The 15,565-nt window shown below is 72.5% G+C and carries 20 protein-coding genes; 15 read left to right on the top strand and 5 right to left on the bottom strand.

Annotation, left to right across the window (positions count from 1 at the left end; translation table 11 throughout):
• Window positions 1–276: 276 nt before the first annotated feature.
• The 13 genes from IG05_RS47105 to IG05_RS0127720 all read left to right on the top strand — a co-directional run bounded on the left by IG05_RS47105 (window position 277) and on the right by IG05_RS0127720 (window position 8,849).
• Complete coding sequence (locus tag IG05_RS47105; RefSeq protein ID WP_030346752.1) at window positions 277–549, top strand: hypothetical protein; 273 nt, start codon at window positions 277–279, stop codon at window positions 547–549.
• Window positions 550–592: 43 nt separating this feature from the next.
• On the top strand, window positions 593–2,440 hold the full coding sequence (locus IG05_RS0127775) for a transketolase (RefSeq protein ID WP_030346751.1): 1,848 nt from the start codon (window positions 593–595) through the stop codon (window positions 2,438–2,440).
• The gene (gene ligD / locus IG05_RS0127770; protein ID WP_030346750.1) at window positions 2,437–3,372 is read left to right on the top strand and encodes a non-homologous end-joining DNA ligase; all 936 of its coding nucleotides are present in this window, start codon (window positions 2,437–2,439) and stop codon (window positions 3,370–3,372) included. The genes IG05_RS0127775 and ligD overlap by 4 nt, the downstream gene beginning before the upstream one ends.
• Before the next feature lie 45 nt (window positions 3,373–3,417).
• Entirely contained in the window at window positions 3,418–3,810 is a 393-nt protein-coding gene (locus IG05_RS45760; RefSeq protein WP_078894521.1) for a gas vesicle protein, read from the top strand.
• Window positions 3,811–3,876: 66 nt separating this feature from the next.
• Window positions 3,877–4,296 carry a gas vesicle structural protein GvpA gene (locus IG05_RS0127760; RefSeq protein ID WP_030346748.1) on the top strand — a complete coding sequence of 140 codons (420 nt, stop codon included), beginning with the start codon at window positions 3,877–3,879 and terminating at the stop codon, window positions 4,294–4,296.
• Window positions 4,293–5,063, top strand: a complete 771-nt coding sequence (locus IG05_RS0127755) for a GvpL/GvpF family gas vesicle protein (RefSeq protein ID WP_030346747.1) — start codon at window positions 4,293–4,295, stop codon at window positions 5,061–5,063. Before IG05_RS0127760 ends, IG05_RS0127755 begins: the two co-directional genes overlap by 4 nt.
• A gap of 31 nt (window positions 5,064–5,094) precedes the next feature.
• On the top strand, window positions 5,095–5,352 hold the full coding sequence (locus IG05_RS0127750; protein WP_030346746.1) for a gas vesicle protein GvpG: 258 nt from the start codon (window positions 5,095–5,097) through the stop codon (window positions 5,350–5,352).
• 1 nt (window position 5,353) lies between these two features.
• The gene (locus IG05_RS0127745; RefSeq protein ID WP_030346745.1) at window positions 5,354–6,001 is read left to right on the top strand and encodes a hypothetical protein; all 648 of its coding nucleotides are present in this window, start codon (window positions 5,354–5,356) and stop codon (window positions 5,999–6,001) included.
• The gene (locus IG05_RS0127740) at window positions 5,998–7,242 is read left to right on the top strand and encodes an SRPBCC family protein (protein WP_030346744.1); all 1,245 of its coding nucleotides are present in this window, start codon (window positions 5,998–6,000) and stop codon (window positions 7,240–7,242) included. Before IG05_RS0127745 ends, IG05_RS0127740 begins: the two co-directional genes overlap by 4 nt.
• The gene (locus tag IG05_RS0127735; RefSeq protein ID WP_030346743.1) at window positions 7,239–7,586 is read left to right on the top strand and encodes a gas vesicle protein; all 348 of its coding nucleotides are present in this window, start codon (window positions 7,239–7,241) and stop codon (window positions 7,584–7,586) included. The genes IG05_RS0127740 and IG05_RS0127735 overlap by 4 nt, the downstream gene beginning before the upstream one ends.
• A complete protein-coding gene (locus tag IG05_RS0127730; protein WP_030346742.1) occupies window positions 7,583–8,377 on the top strand; it encodes a GvpL/GvpF family gas vesicle protein in 795 nt (264 codons plus the stop codon). The genes IG05_RS0127735 and IG05_RS0127730 overlap by 4 nt, the downstream gene beginning before the upstream one ends.
• Window positions 8,374–8,562 carry a gas vesicle protein gene (locus IG05_RS0127725; protein WP_030346741.1) on the top strand — a complete coding sequence of 63 codons (189 nt, stop codon included), beginning with the start codon at window positions 8,374–8,376 and terminating at the stop codon, window positions 8,560–8,562. Before IG05_RS0127730 ends, IG05_RS0127725 begins: the two co-directional genes overlap by 4 nt.
• The gene (locus IG05_RS0127720; protein WP_030346740.1) at window positions 8,559–8,849 is read left to right on the top strand and encodes a gas vesicle protein K; all 291 of its coding nucleotides are present in this window, start codon (window positions 8,559–8,561) and stop codon (window positions 8,847–8,849) included. The genes IG05_RS0127725 and IG05_RS0127720 overlap by 4 nt, the downstream gene beginning before the upstream one ends.
• A 107-nt stretch (window positions 8,850–8,956) precedes the next feature.
• On the opposite strand, the gene IG05_RS0127715 is transcribed toward IG05_RS0127720, so the two are convergent.
• Both IG05_RS0127715 and IG05_RS0127710 read right to left on the bottom strand, forming a co-directional pair.
• Window positions 8,957–9,778, bottom strand: coding sequence for a class I SAM-dependent methyltransferase (locus IG05_RS0127715; protein WP_030346739.1), 822 nt, complete (start codon window positions 9,776–9,778; stop codon window positions 8,957–8,959).
• A 361-nt stretch (window positions 9,779–10,139) separates the two neighbouring features.
• Window positions 10,140–11,636, bottom strand: a complete 1,497-nt coding sequence (locus IG05_RS0127710; protein WP_030346738.1) for a bifunctional phosphatase PAP2/diacylglycerol kinase family protein — start codon at window positions 11,634–11,636, stop codon at window positions 10,140–10,142.
• Between the two features lie 115 nt (window positions 11,637–11,751).
• Between IG05_RS0127710 and IG05_RS0127705 the strand changes: the two genes are divergently transcribed.
• Window positions 11,752–13,371, top strand: coding sequence for an ABC-F family ATP-binding cassette domain-containing protein (locus IG05_RS0127705; protein ID WP_030346737.1), 1,620 nt, complete (start codon window positions 11,752–11,754; stop codon window positions 13,369–13,371).
• Window positions 13,372–13,542: 171 nt separating this feature from the next.
• Window positions 13,543–13,830, top strand: a complete 288-nt coding sequence (locus IG05_RS0127700) for a DUF6158 family protein (protein ID WP_030346736.1) — start codon at window positions 13,543–13,545, stop codon at window positions 13,828–13,830.
• Window positions 13,831–13,968: 138 nt separating this feature from the next.
• On the opposite strand, the gene IG05_RS0127695 is transcribed toward IG05_RS0127700, so the two are convergent.
• The 3 genes from IG05_RS0127695 to IG05_RS0127685 are packed head-to-tail and all read right to left on the bottom strand — an operon-like array spanning window position 13,969 to window position 15,544.
• Window positions 13,969–14,511 (bottom strand): type 1 glutamine amidotransferase domain-containing protein, encoded by a 543-nt coding sequence (locus tag IG05_RS0127695; protein ID WP_030346735.1) that lies wholly within the window; start codon window positions 14,509–14,511, stop codon window positions 13,969–13,971.
• 5 nt (window positions 14,512–14,516) lie between these two features.
• Window positions 14,517–15,122, bottom strand: coding sequence for a diguanylate cyclase (locus tag IG05_RS0127690; RefSeq protein ID WP_420707631.1), 606 nt, complete (start codon window positions 15,120–15,122; stop codon window positions 14,517–14,519).
• Between the two features lie 44 nt (window positions 15,123–15,166).
• Window positions 15,167–15,544 carry a DUF2795 domain-containing protein gene (locus IG05_RS0127685; RefSeq protein ID WP_030346733.1) on the bottom strand — a complete coding sequence of 126 codons (378 nt, stop codon included), beginning with the start codon at window positions 15,542–15,544 and terminating at the stop codon, window positions 15,167–15,169.
• Window positions 15,545–15,565 lie beyond the last annotated feature (21 nt).

The following is a 15,565-nucleotide window of genomic DNA, read 5'->3' as shown; positions in this document are numbered from 1 at the left end:
CGGGTACCGGGCTGCCCGCGCCCCGGCCGGCCCGGCCCACGACTCCGTCGGCCTGGGCGGCCGCCCCGGACCGCCGCCGGCCCGCTGCCGGACGCCGACTCCCGTGCCATGGCGTCCAGTCGGGCCTGCTGCGGGCCTGCTGCGGGCCTGGTCCGTGCCGCTGGACGCCGTCGGTCTCGGGCTCACCCGAACCGGCGCGGGTACCGGGCGGACGCGACCGGACCGGCCGTCCGTCCGTCGGTCCGTCCGTCCGTCCGTCCAGACAGGAGACGACACATGACCCGGCAGAACAACCGGCCCGCCGAGCCCGCGAAGAACCAGCCCGGCGGCGAACCGGCCAGGAACCAGCCCGGCGGCGAACCGGCCAAGAACCAGCCCGCCGAGCCCGCCGAGCCCGCCGGGAACCAGTCCGCCGGGAAGCCGGCCGAGGGCGGCCCGGACCATCCGGCTCCCGGCCCCGTCAAGCGCGCCGACACCCCCGAATCAGCCGGACCGGGCGATCCCACCGGACCGGGCGATCCCGCGGACCGCCCGAACGCATCCGACTGAGCGCCGCCCGGCGCGACCCAGCGCAAGGAGACCGAGGAGACACATGAACACCGACGAACTCGCCGAACTGGGCCAGCAGCTCCGCGTGGACAGCGTGCGGGCGTCCGCCGCCGCGGGATCCGGGCACCCCACGTCCTCCATGTCCGCCGCCGACCTGCTGGCCGTCCTGCTCGCCAACCACCTGCGCTACGACTTCGAGCGCCCCGAACACCCCGCGAACGACCGCTTCGTCCTCTCCAAGGGACACGCCTCACCGCTGCTGTACGCCGCGTACAAGGCGGCCGGCGCGATCGAGGACGGCGAACTGCTCACCTTCCGCACGATCGGCAGCCGGCTGGAGGGCCACCCGACACCCCGCCGCCTGCCCTGGGTGGAGACCGCCACCGGCTCCCTCGGCCAGGGCCTGCCCGTCGGCGTCGGCATCGCCCTCGCCGGGAAACGGCTGGACCGCACCGACTACCGGGTATGGGTGCTGTGCGGCGACAGCGAGCTCGCAGAGGGCTCCGTCTGGGAGGCCGCCGAACACGCCGGCTACGAGAACCTCGACAACCTGATCGCCATCGTGGACGTCAACCGGCTCGGCCAGCGCGGCCCCACCCGCCACGGCCACGACCTGAACGCCTACGCCCGCCGCTTCCAGGCCTTCGACTGGCACACCATCGAGATCGACGGCCACGACGTCGACGCCATCGACCGCGCCTACGGCGAGGCACTGTCCACCACCGGACAGCCCACCGTGATCCTCGCCCGCACCCTCAAGGGCCGCGGCGTCGCCGCCGTCGAGGACCGCGAGGGCCTGCACGGCAAGCCACTGCCCGAGGCCGAGGACGCCATCGCCGAACTCGGCGGCCCCCGCGACCTGCACGTCCGCGTCTCCGAGCCGCAGGCCGCCGCCGCACTGCGCTCCCTGACCACCGAGCCCGTCCGGCTGCCCCGCTACGACCAGGGCGACGAGATCGCCACACGGGACGCCTTCGGCAAGGCCCTCGCCGCACTCGGCACGGCCCGCGGCGACGTCGTCGCCCTGGACGGCGAGGTCGGCGACTCCACCCGCACCGAGGAGTTCGCCAAGGAGCACCCCGACCGGTTCTTCGAGTGCTACATCGCCGAGCAGCAGCTCGTCGCCACCGCCGTCGGCATGGCCGCACGCGGCTGGGTGCCCTACGCCTCCACGTTCGCCGCCTTCCTCTCCCGCGCCCACGACTTCGTCCGCATGGCCTCCATCAGCGGATCCGGACTCAACCTGGTCGGCTCGCACGCCGGTGTCGCCATCGGACAGGACGGACCCTCCCAGATGGGCCTGGAGGACCTGGCGATGTTCCGGTCCCTGTACGGCTCCACCGTGCTGTACCCGTGCGACGCCAACCAGACCGCCCGGCTCGTCGCCACCATGGCCGGCCTGGACGGCATCCGCTACCTGCGCACCTCCCGCGGCAAGACCCCGGTGCTCTACGGCCCCGACGAGGAGTTCCCCGTCGGCGGCAGCAAGACGCTGCGCTCCGCCGACGACGACCGGCTCACCGTCGTCGCCGCCGGCACCACCGTCCCCGAGGCGCTGGCCGCCGCCGACCGGCTTGCCGCGGACGGCATCCGGGTACGCGTCATCGACCTGTACTCGGTCAAGCCCGTCGACGCCGAGACCCTGCACCGGGCGGCCGAGGAGACCGGCTGCCTGCTCACGGTGGAGGACCACCACCCCGAGGGCGGCATCGGGGACGCCGTCGCCGAGGCGTTCGCGGACGGCCGGCCGGTGCCCCGCCTGGTCCGCCTCGCCGTGCGCACCATGCCGGGCTCCGCCGCACCCGACGAGCAGCTCCACGCCGCCGGCATCGACGCCACGGCCATCGCGGCGGCGGCCAGGATGCTGGTCGAGGAGGCGGTCGTACGATGACCCGCGGCGACGCCCGGACCATCCGGGCGGGCCGCCGCACAGTGGAGATCCAGCGGCCGGGGAAGGTGCTCTTCCCCGGCCGCGGGGGCACCGGGCAGTACACCAAAGGCGACCTCGCCGACTACTACCGGTCCGTCGCGCCGTACCTCCTGCCGCACCTGCGGGGCCGCCCGCTGACCCTGGAACGCTGCCCGGACGGCATCGACGGCCCGAGGTTCTGGCAGAAGAACACCCCGGAGCACTACCCGGACTGGATCACCCGCGTCCAGGTCGCCAAGGAGGGCGGCACCGTCACACACGTCGTCTGCGACGACACCGCCACCCTCCTCCACCTCGCCGGCCAGGCCTGCGTCACCCTGCACCGCTGGCTCTCCCGCACCGACCGGGCCGGCGGCCCCCACCACCCCGACCGGCTCGTCTTCGACCTCGACCCGGCAGACGACGACTTCACCGCCGTCCGGGACGCGGCCCACCGGATGCGCGAGCTGCTGGACGACCTGGGCCTGCCCGCGGCACCCATGATCACCGGCTCACGCGGCCTGCACCTCGTCGTCCCGCTGGACGGCCGCCACGACTTCGACGAAGTCCGCCGGTTCGCCCACGACGTCGCCGCGCTCGCCGCCTCCCGGGCCCCCGACCGGCTCACCACCGCCGCCCGCAAACAGGACCGGGCCGGCCGCCTCTACCTGGACGTACAGCGCAACGGCTACGCCCAGACCGCCGTCGCCCCCTACACCGTGCGCGCCCGCCCGGGCGCCCCGGTCGCCGTGCCCCTAGCCTGGAAGCAGGTGGACGATCCGGCACTGGACGCCCGCCGGTGGAGCATCACCGACGCCGTCGACCAGGCCCGGACGGAGCCGTGGGGCGACCTGCCCCACCGTGGCCGCTCCCTGGCCCCGGCCCGACGCCGTCTCGATGACATGCGCTCCTGAGGTTTGGCCAAGGGAGGAACGGCCACACGCAGGGGAGAGGTGGCCATGTCGAACACAAACAACACTTCAAGCTCACAGAGTTCACAGAAAGCACAGGACTCTCAGCACTCCCAGAACTCCGACAACACGCACAAGACGCAGGGCGGTACCCACCGCGAGACCCACAGCCGGCGACCGACCCCCATGGAGGTGCTGCGCCAGGCGCGCAGCCAGCTCGCCGAGCTCACCGGCCTCGCCCCGGAATCCGTCTCCTCCTTCGAGGAGACCGACGACGGCTGGTCCCTGGAGGTCGAAGTCCTGGAACTCGCCCGGGTCCCCGACACCATGAGCCTGATGGCGAGCTACCAGGTCGAGCTGGACCCCGACGGCCAGCTGACCGGGTACCGGCGTGTCCGCCGCTACGAACGCGGCAGGGCCGACGCGCGCGGTGGCCGCTGAGTCACAGCGTGCGCTCCCCGTCCGCGCAGACCGTGCACCCACTACGCAGGAGGAGGAATCGCCGGCATGACTGTTGTTCCGGCACAGCAGACCGGAGGCGGAGGCGGCAGCAGCGGCCTCTACGACGTACTTGAGCTGGTCCTGGACCGAGGACTCGTGATCGACGCGTTCGTCCGCGTCTCCCTGGTCGGCATCGAGATCCTGAAGATCGACGTCCGCGTCGTCGTCGCCAGCGTCGACACGTACCTGCGCTTCGCCGAGGCGTGCAACCGCCTGGACCTGGAATCCGGTCCGCACAAGAGCCCGGGCCTGCCCGACCTCGTCGGCGAGATCACCGAGTCCGGCGCCCGCGGCAAGTCCAAGGGCGCGCTGTCCGGCGCCGCGCAGACCATATCGGACGCCTTCAACCAGGCGCGCCAGGAAGGGGAGACCGAGTCCAGGCCGCGCCGGAAGGCCCCGGCGCGCCGTAAGGAGGAGCAGGAGTGAGCACCTACGTCTACGGGATCACCGCCCGGTCCCACCCGGCGCTGCCCGAGGGCATGACCGGAGTGGGCGAGCCGCCACGCGCCGTCCGCGTGCTCACCGCCGGTGACCTGGCCGCCGTCGTCAGTGACGCACCCGAGGACCTGCGCCCCAAGCGCCGGGACCTGCTCGCGCACCAGAACGTGCTCGCCGAGGCCGGCGCCGGCGGCTGCGTGCTGCCCATGCGGTTCGGCAGCGTCGCCGACGACGACGACTCCGTCACCCAGGTACTCACCGAACGGGCCGAGCACTACCTGGAACGGCTGCGCGAACTCGACGGCAAGGTCGAGTACAACGTCAAGGCCACACACGTCGAGGAAGCCGTCCTGCACCGCGTGATGGCCGAGAACGCCGACGTCCGCTCCCTCGCCGAAGCCAACCGCCAGGCCGGCGGTGGCAGCTACGACGACAAGATCCGCCTCGGCGAGATGGTCGCCGCCGCCGTCAAGGCCAAGGAAGCCGAGGACGCCCAGGAGGTACAGGGACTGCTCGCACCGGCCGCCTCCGCCGTCAGCGTGGGCCCCGAGTCCACCGGCTGGCTGCTGAACGTCTCGTTCCTGGTGCCCCGGAGCACCGCCGAGGAGTTCCTCGCCATCGCCGAGCAGATCCGCAAGAGCCACGCCCACCTGGATTTGAGGGTCAACGGGCCGCTGCCGCCGTACAGCTTCGTCGAGCCCGGCCCGGCGCAGCCCGCCGGCAGCACGGCCGGCGCGGACGCCGGCGCGCAGTAGCGCTCTGGGCCCGGACGGAAAGGAGAACACCGTGGGGCTGATAGGCGAAGTGCTGATGCTGCCGTTCGCACCCGTGCGGGGCAGTGCATGGGCCATCAGGCACGTGCTCCGCGAGGCGGAGCGGATCTACTACGACCCCGCCACCGTACGGGCCGAACTCGCCCGCCTCGAAGAGCAGCTGGAGGCGGGCGAGATCACCGCGGAGGAATTCGACCAGCGCGAGGACGAACTTCTCGACCGGCTGGAGACCGCTATGCGCTCCGGCGACAACACAGGCAACGGGACGTGACATGAACCGAACCGCAATGGGCCTCGCCGTAGGGGCCGGATACCTGCTCGGACGCACCAAAAAACTCAAAATGGCCCTCGCGGTCGGCTCCCTCGTGGCGGGCAAGAAGCTGAACCTCAGTCCGCGGATGGTCGCGGACCTGGTCAACCAGCAGCTGAAGAACAACCCGCAGTTCAAGGAGATAGGCGACCAGCTGCGCCAGGACCTGCGAGGCGTCGGCAAGGCCGCCTCCGGCGCGGTCGCCGAGCGCCAGCTGAACGCGTTCGCCGACCGGCTGCACGGCCGTACGGCACAGGTCCGCGACCAGCTGTCCGGCATCGTGCCGTCCGGCTCCGACGAGGAACCGGACGAGGAGGACGGCGAGGAGGAAGGCCGCCAGGAAGACGAGGGCCGCCAGGGCTCCGCCGGCGACCGCGGCGACGACCGGCGCGAGAAGCAGTCCCGCGACGGGGAACCGCGCGACCGGGAACCGGCCCGCAAGGCCCCCGCGAAGAAGAAGGCCGCGGCCAAGAAGACGGCCCCCGCGAAGAAGACGGCGGCCAAGAAGGCGAGCGCGGCCCGCAAGACGACCGCGAAGAAGACGGGTTCGGCTGGGGACGCGGCCTCCGGCGCCGCCTCCCGGCAGTCGAAAGGCGGCGATGACCGATGACCGACACGGCGGCCGGCAAGGCCACGGGGAACGCCAGCGGCGGCCCGCTCAGCAACCTCGCGCACAGTGAGGCGGCCGACCGGCTGAAGGAAGAAGTACAGGAGTACCTGTCCGCGCAGGCCCAGCGCATGCTGACGGGCCTCGGCCGCAAGCTCGGCGAGACCACCGGCAAACTCAACGACATCGCTGAGGGCAACAGCCCGGGCTTCGCCAAACTCGCCCTCGAAGGCGGACGCAAAATCGCCGAGGGCAAGGGCCCGGTGCGCACCGCCGTCGAACTGGGCGCCTCCCGCGCCAAGGAGAACGTCATGGGTGCGCTGAAGAGCCTCGGGGGCGGCAAGGGCAAGAAGAGCGGCGCGGGCAAGAAGCCCACCGTCATCCTGGAGTCCGTCGACGTCGGCGTGCCACAGCGCACCGCCTACGACCAGTGGACCCAGTACCAGTCCTTCTCCACCTTCGCCAAGGGCGTCAAGAGCGCCAACCGCGCCGACGACACCCACTCCGACTGGCAGGCGAAGGTCTTCTGGTCCACCCGCAGCTGGAAGGCGAAGACCACCGAGCAGATACCCGACTACCGCATCCAGTGGACCTCGGAGGGCGCCAAGGGCACCACCAAGGGCGTCGTCTCCTTCCACCGGCTGGAGGAGAACCTCACCCGGGTCCTGCTCGTCATGGAGTACTACCCGACCGGCCTGTTCGAGAAGACCGGCAACATCTGGCGCGCCCAGGGCCGCCGGGCCCGGCTGGACCTGAAGAACTTCGCCCGCTTCATCACCATCAAGGGAGAGGCGGAGGACAGCTGGCGCGGCGAGATCCGTGACGGCGAGGTGGTCCGCAGCCACGAGGACGCCATCGCCGAGGAGGAGTCGGAGCAGGAGTCGGAGCAGGAGCAGCCCGACGAGGAGCAGCCCGACGAAGAGCAGCCCGAGGAAGAGCAGCCCGAGGACGAAGAGGGCACCGAGGGCGAGGGCGAAGAGGGCCAGGAAGAGCAAGAGGAGCCCTACGAGGGCGAGTACGACGAGGAGGAGGAAGAGGAGGAAGAGGAGCCCTACGAGGACGAGGCCGAGGAGGAAGGCGAGGAGGAGCCCGAGGAGGAAGGCCGGGCCGAGGGCGACGAAGACACGTACGAGGGCGAGTACGAGGACGAAGAGGAACCCGAGGAAGAGGAAGAGGAAGGACCCGAGGAAGAGGAAGAACAGGAAGAGGAACCCGAGTACGCGGAGCGCGGGGGCCGTCGATGACGAGTCGCTTCCCCGAAGCCGGCCGGTTCCCCGAGCCCTACGGCCAGGGCTCGGGGGCGAACCTGGCCGACATCCTGGAGCGGGTGCTCGACAAGGGCATCGTCATCGCGGGTGACATCAGGATCAACCTGCTCGACATCGAACTGCTCACCATCAAACTGCGGCTCATCGTCGCCTCGGTCGACAAGGCCAAGGAGATGGGGATCGACTGGTGGGAGACCGATCCGGCGCTCTCCTCCCGGGCCCGCCGCGACGAGCTGACCCGGGAGAACGCCGAGCTGCGCGAACGGCTCGCCCGGCTGGAGGAAATCGAGTCGGGCCGCACCTCGAAGGAGGCACCATGATCGGACTGCGATACGTGTACGCCGTCTGCCGCCCCTTCGGGACACCCCTACAGGCCGAGCTGACCGGCGTCGCCGGCGCCCCGCCGGCGCTGCTGCACCACCACGGACTGGTGGCGGTGGTCAGCACGGTCCCCGAGGCGGACTTCAGCGAGGACGCGCTGAAGTCCAACCTGGAGAACCTGGACTGGCTGGCCGCCACCGCCCGCGCCCACCAGGGCGTGGTCGACGCGCTCACCACCGTCACCACCCCGCTGCCGCTGCGGCTCGCCACCGTCTTCCGCAACGACAGCGCCGTACGCACCATGATCGAAGCCCGCGAGGAGGACTTCCGCCGCCTGCTCGACCGGCTGCACGGCCGCGTGGAATGGGGCGTGAAAGTGTACATGGAGCCCGAGCCCGCCGAACCCGTCCCGGCCACGGCCGCACGGCCCGCCAGCGGACGGGACTACCTGCGCAGCCGGCGCCGCCACAGCCACGAGCAGGAGGAGAGGTGGCAGCGGGCCGAACGGTTCGCCCACTCCCTGCACGAGCGCCTCGCCGAACAGGCCGAGGAGTTCCGGATCCACCGCCCGCAGAACTCCGCCCTCTCCGGAACACCGGGCCAGAACGTGCTCAACGCCGCCTACCTGGTGCCCCGCGCGCACTCCGAGGAGTTCGTCGAACTCGTGGACCGCACCAAGGACGAGGCCCCGGGAATGCGGGTGGAACTCACCGGCCCCTGGGCGGCGTACTCGTTCTCCGGCGAGGAGACCGCGGCACAGTCCGCAACGGAAGCGGGGGAGAGCCGGTGACCGTCGTCGAACGCCGCGAGATCGCGCTGGTGGACCTGCTGGACCGGCTGCTGGCCGGCGGCGTCGTCCTCACCGGCGACATCACGCTGCGCATCGCGGACGTCGACCTCGTCCGGATCGACCTGAACGCGCTGATCAGCTCGGTGAACGCGCAGGTACCGTCACCCTTCGAGGAGCTCACATGACCGCCCGGAGCCGGAGCAACCGGCTCGACCTGGAGCCCGACACCGTCGAACGCGACCTGGTGAAACTCGTCCTCACCGTGGTCGAGCTGCTGCGCCAGCTGATGGAACGGCAGGCCGTACGGCGCTTCGACACCGGCGAGCTGACCGAGGAGCAGGAGGAGCGGATCGGGCTCACCCTGATGCTGCTGGAGGACCGGATGGCCGAGCTGCGGGACCGCTACGGCCTGCGGCCCGAGGACCTCAACCTGGACCTCGGACCCCTGGGACCGCTGCTGCCCCGCGAGTGAGACACCGTCTCCCGGGCAGCGGGTCCCCGGCATCCGGCCTCCCGATCCGGCCCCCGGCCTTCCGATCCGGCCCTCCGGCCTCCCGATCTGGCCACGGCAACCGCGGGTCAGGCTTCCTTCCGGCACAGGATCTCCCCGTGCAGGACCGCGAACCAGCCGTCCTCCCGCCGTCCCCACTCCCGCCAGGCCTCCGCCACCGCCTCCAGGTCCTCCGCCGTGGCGTGACCGCCCGCGGTGGCCCGGCCGGCGTAGTCGGAAGCCACCGTGCGGTCCGCCCACAGGCCGCTCCACCAGGCCCGCTCCCCGGGAGCGGCGAACGTCCACGTGCTGGACGTGGCCGTGACGTCCCTCAGACCGGCAGCCCGCGCCCACGCCGCCAGCCGGCGCCCGGCGTCGGGCTCCCCGCCGTTGGCCCGGGCCACCCGCTCGTACAGGTCCAGCCAGTCGTCCAGCCCGGGCACCGCCGGGTACCAGGTCATCGCCGCGTAGTCCGCGTCCCGCACGGCGATGAACCCGCCCGGCTTCGTCACCCGGCGCATCTCACGCAGCGCCCGCACGGGGTCGCCGACGTGCTGGAGCACCTGATGGGCGTGCACCACGCAGAAGGTGTCGTCCGGGTGGTCCAGGGCGTGCACGTCGGCCACCGCGAAGTCCACGTTCGTCAGACCGCGGGCCGCGGCGGTGGCCCGGGCCTGCTCCAGGACACCGGACGCCCGGTCGACACCGGTGACCCGGCCGTCGGGGACCAGCTCCGCCAGGTCCGCGGTGATGGTGCCGGGACCGCAGCCGACGTCCAGGATCCGCATGTGCGGCTTGAGCGCGCCGAGCAGGTAGGCCGCGGAGTTGGCGGCCGTCCGCCAGGTGTGCGAACGCAGCACGGACTCGTGGTGCCCGTGCGTGTAGACGGCGGTCTCCTGCGCTTCCGGCATGGCTGTACCCCTTCACCATGGTCAGGCGGACCGGCCGGACCATCCGTCCGCCGGCACGCCTTCACCGTACGCGTGCATGCCGTATTTTGAGACCCGCGTTTCGTCATGTGGACGGACGGATGTCTCCGGTATCCGGTCGACCAGACGTTGTTGCTCGGTATGCAGTCGACCGGTGCCGCCGCGTCTCCGGCATCCAGCCGACTCGCCGTCCGGTGTCTTCAGCATCCAGTCGACCGGCCGCCGTCCGCGTGTCTTCAGCATCCAGTCGACCGTCCGCGTGTCTACAGCATCCGGTCGTCAGTCGGCCGTCTTCGGGATCCGGTCGACGGTCGGCCGTCTGCGGGACGCAGCCGGCCGGTCCTCAGAATCCTGGATTCAGTGGCCGGTAGACCGTCAGCGCCTCCGGCAGCTTCTCCAGCGTCACCTCGCCCGACACCGACGTGACCTCGCCGTCGTACGCCAGCGGGGTGTCCGGGGCGATGCCGGTCAGCCGCAGCCGGTTCACCTGCACCGCCGCGTGCGCGGGCGACCGGGTCAGCGGACCCGCCGCGGCCGCCGCGAGCAGCCGCAGCGCGGGCCTGCGGCTGCCGTGCACCACCCGCACGTCCAGCAGGCCGTCCGCCAGATCGGTACGGCGGCCCGGCGCGAGACCCATGCGGTGGTAGACGCCGTTGCCGACGAACAGCAGCCACAGCGGCCGCCGTTCACCGCCCACCTCCACCTCCAGCGGATGCCGGTCGGCGCGCAGCACGCGCAGCGCGCCGAGCAGCCCGGCCGGCCAGCCGCCGATCCGGCTCGACCAGCGGTCCCGGGCGCGGACCAGTTCCGGGTACACGCCGAGGCTGAGCGTGTTGAGGAACAGGCCCTCGGTGTCCCGGGTGGCGAACCGGCCCGCGTCCACCCGGACCGCCTCGCCGTGCCGGATCGCCCGGGCCAGCTGGCGTTCGTCCTCCACGCCCAGGTCGTAGGCGAAGTGGTTGAGGGTGCCGCCCGGCAGCACCGCGAGCGGCAGGCCGTGCCGCAGCGCGACCATGGCGGCCGCGTTCACCGTGCCGTCGCCGCCGCACACCCCGAGCACCCGTGCCCGGGCCGCCGCCTTCGCCAGCTCGTCGCCGATCTCCTCCGGCGCGCACTCCACGATCTCCGCCTGCGGCAGCGCGTCCTGCAGCGCCCGCACCCGCTCCGCGGTCCCCGACCCCTGGTTGGCGACCATCACCAGGCCCTCGCCCTCGGCCAGCGCCGGCACCTCGGCCCGGGACCGGGCGGGCCGGAGCAGCTGGGCGCGGGTCGGCACCAGGCGCCGTACCAGGAACGCGGCGCCCGCGCCGAGCGCCGCCCCCGCCAGCACGTCGCTCGGGAAGTGCACACCGGTGTACACCCGGGACGCCGCCACCGAGAACGCCACCGGCGCCACCGCCGCACCCCACGCCGGCGACTCCAGCGCCACCCCGGTCGCGAAGGCCGCCGCGGACGCCGCGTGCCCGGACGGGAACGACGTGGTGATCGGCTGCCGCTTCAGCTGCCGCACCAGCGGTACCGGATCCAGTACCGGCCGGGCCCGGCGCACCGAGCGCTTGCCGAGCGTGTTGATGGTCAGCGACGCCAGGCCGAGCGAGGCCAGGCCCCGGACCGCCGCCCGGCGGGCCCGGGGGGTGCGGCTGGCGGCCAGCGCGGCGGCCGTCGCGAACCACAGCACCCCGTGGTTGGCGCTGCGGCTCAGGCGGGGCAGGACGCGCTCGGCGCCGGGCCAGTTCCAGGCGGCGGCGGCGTCGAACAGCCGGCCGTCGGCTTCGAGCAGCCTGCGCAGCGGGGTCCGGGCGGCGGTCGCGGGCACGGTCAGGTCCAGGTCTGGGCTCATGGGGTGCGCTTACCCTGCGGCGCCCGTTTCTTGTGCCCGCCGAACACCGGCCGGGGGAGGAGAACCCGGATATGCGTTTGCCCCCGGCCCCTTCCACCTCGCACAATGCCTCCCCATGGGACATCTGGAAGCCGCTCACCTGGAGTACCACCTCCCCGACGGGAGGACGCTCCTCGGCGACGTGTCCTTCCGGGTCGGCGAAGGCGCCGCCGTCGCCCTGGTGGGGCCGAACGGCGCCGGCAAGACCACTTTGCTGCGGCTGATCTCCGGCGAGCTGAAGCCGCACGGCGGCAGCGTCACCGTCAGCGGCGGCCTCGGCGTGATGCGTCAGTTCATCGGCTCCGTACGGGACGAGACGACCGTACGGGACCTGCTGGTGTCCGTCGCCCCGCCCCGCATCGGGGAGGCCGCGCAGGCCGTCGACCGGGCCGAGCACGCCCTCATGACCGTCGACGACGAGACCGCCCAGCTCGCCTACGCGCAGGCCCTCGCGGACTGGGCGGAGGTCCGCGGCTACGAGGCCGAGACGCTGTGGGACATGTGCACCACCGCCGCGCTCGGCGTCCCCTACGAACGCGCCCAGTGGCGTCAGGTGCACACCCTCTCCGGCGGCGAGCAGAAACGGCTCGTGCTGGAGGCACTGCTGCGCGGCACCGACGAGGTCCTGCTGCTGGACGAGCCCGACAACTACCTCGACGTGCCCGGCAAGCGGTGGCTGGAGGAGCAGCTCCGGGAGACCCGCAAGACCGTCCTGTTCGTCTCCCACGACCGCGAGCTCCTCGCCCGCGCCGCCGAGAAGATCGTCTCCGTCGAACCGGGCCCGGCCGGCGCCGACGCCTGGGTGCACGGCGGCGGCTTCGCCACGTACCACGAGGCCCGCCGGGAACGCTTCGCCCGCTTCGAGGAGCTGCGCCGCCGCTGGGACGAGAAACACGCCCAGCTGAAGAAGCTCGTTTTGAACCTCCGTCAGGCCGCGGCCGTCAGCCACGAGATGGCCTCCCGCTACCAGGCCGCGCAGACCCGCCTGCGCAAGTTCGAGGAGGCCGGCCCGCCGCCGGAGCCGCCCCGCGAGCAGGACATCACCATGCGCCTGAAGGGCGGCCGTACCGGCGTGCGCGCCGTCACCTGCCAGGGCCTGGAACTGACCGGCCTGATGCAGCCCTTCGACCTGGAGGTCTTCTACGGCGAACGGGTCGCCGTCCTCGGCTCCAACGGCTCCGGCAAGTCCCACTTCCTGCGCCTGCTGGCCGGCGACGACGTCGCCCACACCGGGGAGTGGAAACTAGGCGCCCGCGTGGTGCCCGGGCACTTCGCGCAGACCCACGCCCACCCCGAGCTGCGGGGCCGCACCCTCCTCGACATCCTCTGGAAGGAACACGCCCAGGACCGGGGCGCGGCCATGTCCCGGCTGCGCCGCTACGAACTCACCCAGCAGGCCGAACAGGCCTTCGACCGGCTCTCCGGCGGCCAGCAGGCCCGCTTCCAGATCCTGCTGCTGGAGCTGGCCGGCGCCACCGCGCTGCTGCTGGACGAGCCCACCGACAACCTCGACCTGGAGTCCGCCGAGGCCCTCCAGGAGGGCCTGGAGGCCTTCGACGGCACGGTCCTCGCCGTCACCCACGACCGCTGGTTCGCCCGCTCCTTCGACCGCTTCCTGGTCTTCGGCTCCGACGGCCGGGTCCGCGAGACCCCGGAGCCGGTCTGGGACGAACGGCGCGTCGAACGGGCCCGGTAGCCCGGGCACCCGCTCCCGCACGGGCCGGGCACGGGTGTCCTCCGGCTCCCCGGCCGCCCGCACGGGCCCGGGACCCGGGATGTTCGTACAGTGGATGCAGGAACGCGGGCCCCACAAGATGTCCTCCCGGAAATCCCGGGGCAGTGCGTGCCGGGCGGGTACTCGAAGCCCATGAACGAACACGACGAGCGGGGCACCACGATGACCGGAGTCGACCCCAGCCGGCTGGACGACCAGCAGCTCATGAAGGAGCTGGAGACGATCCACCGCACGCGCCACGACACACTCCTGTACGGCTCCAACGACGCGCTGCGGGCCCACAACGAGCGCATGGCACAGCTGGAGGGCGAGTACCTGCGCCGCAATCCCCGCCGCCTGGTGAGCGCGGCCCGCACCCGCGAGGGCGCCCGCGAACGCGGCAGCAGCGAGGCGGCGACGCCGGGCACCCCCGGCACCTGACCGGCCCCGTGGAAAGGCCCGCGCTGCCAGGCCCGCGCGGCTTCCCCACGGCACGAGGAAGGGCCGGCCCGGTGACGGGCCGGCCCTTCCCTCTGCGGGCAGCGGGCCCTGCACAGGGCGCTGCGCACCCCGGCCGGGTCAGCCGGCCTCGCCGGCGAACACGTGCACGAACGCCTCGCAGAACGCCTTCAGATCGTCCGGCTTGCGGCTCGTCACCAACTGGTTGGAGCCGTGGTCGCAGATCTTCACCTGCTCGTCCACCCAGGTGCCGCCGGCATTGCGGATGTCCGTCGCCAGGCTCGGCCACGACGTCAGCACCCGGCCGCGTACGACGTCCGCCTCCACCAGCGTCCACGGGGCGTGGCAGATCGCCGCGACCGGACGGCCCTGCTCGAAGAAGTCCCGCACGAACGCGACGGCCTTCTCGTCCATCCGCAGGAAGTCCGGGTTCGCGACGCCGCCCGGCAGCACCAGGCCGCCGAACGACCCGGCCGACGTCTCACCCACCACCTCGTCCACCGGGAACGTGTCCGCCTTGTCGAGATGGTTGAACGCCTGGATCTTCCCTGATTCGGTCGACACCAGCACCGGCTCGTGCCCGGCGTCCGAAGCCGCCTTCCACGGCTCGGTCAGCTCGACCTGCTCGACGCCCTCGGGCGCCACCAGAAACGCGATACGCATGATCCTCAACTTCCTTTCACTCTCCGCAGCACCGCCCGGTGGGCGCGGGCACGCCGCTTACGCGCCCGCGCCGCCCGCCGGCACCGCACCAGCTCCTCGCCGTACGGCAGCAGCACACCCACGCCGACCGCGACCCCGACGGCCGCCAGGTACCCCGCCGGCAGCGGGCGCCGGCGCGGCACCAGACGCCACGCGTCCGGATCCCCGCGTCCGCCCCGCAGCAGCGAGCGCACCTGACCGGCGTGCAGGCACATCAGCGACGCCAGTCCGCCGAACGGCAGCGACTCCAGAAAACTGTGGATGTGCTGCTCGACCGGCTTGACCTCCCGGTCGCTGTGCACGGCCGTCCGCACGTCCCACAGCGCCGTCGCCTCGTGCACCGCCGCCGCCCCCAGCTGCACCGACAGCAGCAGCGGATTGACCTCGTACCGCAAGGTGAGCGCGATCGGCGCGCCCACCTCGGCCATCATCAGCGCGTGGATCAGGGACTCCCGCGTCCCCGCCGTGTCCTCGATCCGGGTGCGCCGGTGCATCGCCCAGTCGGCGAGCCCCGGCACGAGCCACCCGGGCAGCAGCCCGTACAGCAGAAACCGCGTGGTGGCTTCCCCCACGTCGTCCGTGGTGCCCCGCGCGATCCGTGCCGACCGGCTCCCGCTCACGCGCCGCCCACCAGCGCCTCGGCCAGCTGCTGCACGTTCTCGTACTGTTCCCCGTGCGGCAGCCCGGCCACCGCGTCGACCAGCCCGCCCGGCGCGTTGCCCCGGCGCAGCGCCCGGGCCAGCTCGCCCGGCTTCGCGGGGAACGCGTGCCGACTCAGGTGCCGGGCCAGCTCCAGCCGGGTCCGCTCCAGCGACGCCGCAGATCCCAGACCGCCCACCGGGCCGCTCCACACCTCCGGATCGTCGTCCGCGGCCGGCTCCGGGTCGTGCCATTCCTCCACGCGCGTGGGATGGCCGGACCGGAGCAACCCCTGCAGTTCGTGTTTCATCTCGTCGTCCCGGTGGACGCTCAGCCGGTCACTGCCTCGCTGCATGTCTGTCCTCCAGAGGGTCGA

The sequence above is a fragment of the Streptomyces sp. NRRL S-1022 genome (genome assembly GCF_000720135.1).
Taxonomy (GTDB): domain Bacteria; phylum Actinomycetota; class Actinomycetes; order Streptomycetales; family Streptomycetaceae; genus Streptomyces.
The sequence above is the reverse complement of the archived record's forward strand: the minus strand, read 5'-3'. Positions and strand labels throughout refer to the sequence as shown.